The following is a 3,309-nucleotide window of genomic DNA, read 5'->3' on the forward strand; positions in this document are numbered from 1 at the left end:
GGGTAAGGGGGACGACACTCAACCGGTACACTACTTTACTTCCGGCTTCTAGCTTATCGCTGTTCGTTAACTGGATTGCCGCGTCGCTACGCTCCTCGCAATGACGGCTAACACAAAGCTGGATATGAGCGTGTTATTTTATTTTGGTGCTTTTTGAAGCTTAACTGGTCTTTTTTTAAGCAAAAAAACCTTTATTTCTTGCACCTGCGCGGCTAATCGGTATTGTAAATAAAGAAATTTGATTTACTTCACTTCCAAAGGAAGGACATTTAATGATGAAAACTGTAGGTTTAGTCGGTTGGCGTGGAATGGTGGGTTCAGTATTAATGAGCCGCATGGTTGAAGAAGGTGATTTCTCTCGCATTAAACCGGTCTTTTTTACCACTTCTCAAGCAGGTCAACCCGCTCCCGATTTTGGCACCGACGCTGGTACCCTGCAGGATGCATTCGACATAGATGCGCTCAAAGAGTTAGACGTAGTACTGACCTGTCAGGGCGGCGATTACACCAATGAGGTGTATCCTAAGTTGCGCGAAGCAGGCTGGAATGGCTATTGGATTGATGCCGCCTCTGCTCTGCGTATGGATGACGAAGCACTAATTGTATTAGATCCGGTCAACGGCGATCACATTAGTAATGCCCTAGCCAATGGCGCTAAAACCTTTGTTGGCGGTAACTGCACTGTCAGTTTGATGACAATGGCGTTAGGCGGCCTGCTTGAAAAAGACTTAGTCGAGTGGATTGCTGTTTCAACCTATCAAGCCGCGTCGGGTGGCGGTGCACGCCACATGCGCGAGCTTGTAACGCAAATGGGAATGTTACGTGATGAAGTAGCCACAGAGCTTGCCGATCCGGCGTCTGCCATTCTTGAACTTGAGCGTAAGGTCACAGAGAAAACTCGCAGTGGCGATCTCCCAGTAGATAACTTTGGTGTGCCTTTGGCGGGCAGCTTGATCCCCTGGATCGATTCTCAGTTAGAAAATGGCCAGAGCCGTGAAGAGTGGAAGGGCCAAGCTGAAACTAATAAAATTTTAGACACAGACAAGGTTATTCCAATTGATGGCTTATGTGTGCGTGTCGGTGCTCTGCGCTGCCACAGCCAGTCGTTTACCATTAAGCTAAAAGAAGATATTTCAATTCCTGAGATTGAAAAAATATTAGCTGAGCATAACGATTGGGTGAAAGTGATCCCAAATGATCGCCAGCGCTCAATGGATGAACTCACACCTGCCGCTGTAACAGGTACATTAGACGTGCCGGTTGGCCGTTTACGTAAGCTCAATATGGGTCCTGAGTACTTGTCAGCTTTTTCAGTAGGTGATCAGCTATTGTGGGGGGCCGCCGAGCCACTACGCCGTATGTTGCATTTGCTACCTTAAACCGGTCGCAGTACACAAGATAAGAAAAATTAACGGGCTAATCAGCCCGTTTTTTATTAGGCTGGCCAGCACCTTGGTGTTATTAGTGGCTTGCTTGGTTAACAATGAATATAGAGCTTATTTGGGTTTTAGTATTACTGGTTAGCGCTGTGGCTTTATTTATTCGTAACCGTCCGCGAATGGATGCGGTTGCGCTGATCGTGTTAGTCGCGCTGCCGTTAAGTGGAGTGTTAAGTGTAGAAGAAGCCTTAGCCGGTTTTAGTGATCCCAGTGTCATTGTGATTGCTGCATTGTTTGTTATGGGCGACGGGTTAGTTAGAACCGGTGTCGCCTACCAGCTAGGTGAGCTTTTAATGCGCCATGCAGGTCAAAGTGAAACCCGCCTGCTGGTATTACTGATGCTAAGTGTTGCAGGGCTAGGATCAATTATGAGCTCCACCGGCGTGGTCGCTATTTTTATTCCAGTGGTGCTAAGCATAGCGCTTAAGCTCAATATTCCTGTGGGTCGCTTAATGATGCCATTAAGTTTTGCCGGCTTAATTAGTGGCATGATGACGCTGGTAGCCACCCCCCCCAACATGGTGATTCAAAGTGAGCTAATACGTGCTAATTTAACAGGGTTCAGCTTTTTTGCCTTTGCCCCTATAGGCTTAATTGTTTTGTTATTAGCCATCATTTATATGCGGCTTATGCGCCGCTGGCTTAGCCCCAACCAAACCAGCACTGTGCCCAAAAGTGAACGTCATCATATTCGTGATTTGATTGATGAGTATGCATTTACCAACCGAGAGCGCTGCTTAAGAGTAAAAGACGACTCGCCTTTAGTTGGCCAATTGCTTAATGAACTCCACCTACGTAAACACTACGGTATTAACGTGATTGCCGTAGAGCGCCAACGTCGCTTTCGGCAAATTTTATTGGGAGCAACCGGCAGCACCGAAATTCACAGTGGCGATCGCTTACTTATAGATTGGATTGGTACAGACTTGTCGGCGAAGGACACTTACCAAGAATTAAGCTTGTCTTTATGGCCACGGGGAAATAGTTATTTTGCTGATCATCATCGTGAACTTGGAGTGGCCGAAGTGATGCTGCCCCCTCATTCCAACTTGATCGGAAAAACCATTCAGGAACTTACCTTTCGCAGCCAACGCAAGCTAAACGTGATTGGTCTACGCCGACAGTTAACGGCGTTTAGCGATACTTTTATTGATGAACCGCTGCAAGTTAGCGATACCTTATTAGTGGCCGGTAACTGGAACGACATTCGACGCTTACAAAGCGATAGCCGAGATTTTGTTGTGCTTAGCCTGCCCGCAGAAGTCGATGAAGTGGCCCCCGCACTTAGCCAAGCCCCTTATGCTATCGCAAGCCTTGCGGTTATGGTGTTATTGATGGTTACAGGTATTGTGCCTAATGTACTCGCCGCTTTAATTGGCTGTTTATTAATGGGGCTGTTTCGTTGTGTAGACATGAACAGCGCATATCGCAGTATCCATTGGCAAAGTTTAATTCTTATCGTGGGCATGCTGCCCTTTGCCTTAGCGCTTCAAAAGACTGGGGGAATTAATCTGGCAGTAGAGGGATTACTCGGTCTATTAGGTGGAGCAGGGCCCAGTGTTATTTTAGCCACCTTATTTATGACAACCGCATTTATTAGCTTATTTATATCTAATACCGCAACCGCAGTATTAATGGCACCGGTTGCCATTGCGAGCGCTCAAGCTATGCACGCCTCACCCTACCCTTTCGCAGTCACAGTTGCCATTGCCGCCTCTACCGCTTTTATGACGCCCATCTCTTCACCGGTAAATACTTTGGTACTGGGGCCTGGCAACTATCGCTTTATGGATTTTATCCGTATTGGCGTTCCGTTCTGAGGGATCCCCACATAATTAAACCGTCGCATCGCCATTTCGCCTGATTTTTT

At 47.0% G+C, this 3,309-nt stretch carries 2 protein-coding genes; both read left to right on the forward strand.

The window, feature by feature from the left end:
* The first annotated feature begins 275 nt into the window (after nt 1–275).
* Nucleotides 276–1,379: an aspartate-semialdehyde dehydrogenase gene (asd, locus tag ACTHY5_RS11675; RefSeq protein ID WP_441879885.1), complete on the forward strand. Its 1,104-nt coding sequence runs from the start codon at nt 276–278 to the stop codon at nt 1,377–1,379.
* A 104-nt stretch (nt 1,380–1,483) separates the two neighbouring features.
* The gene (locus ACTHY5_RS11680; RefSeq protein WP_441879882.1) at nt 1,484–3,259 is read left to right on the forward strand and encodes an SLC13 family permease; all 1,776 of its coding nucleotides are present in this window, start codon (nt 1,484–1,486) and stop codon (nt 3,257–3,259) included.
* Nucleotides 3,260–3,309 lie beyond the last annotated feature (50 nt).

Source organism: Oceanisphaera sp. (assembly GCF_052084945.1).
In the GTDB taxonomy this organism is placed as follows: domain Bacteria; phylum Pseudomonadota; class Gammaproteobacteria; order Enterobacterales; family Aeromonadaceae; genus Oceanimonas.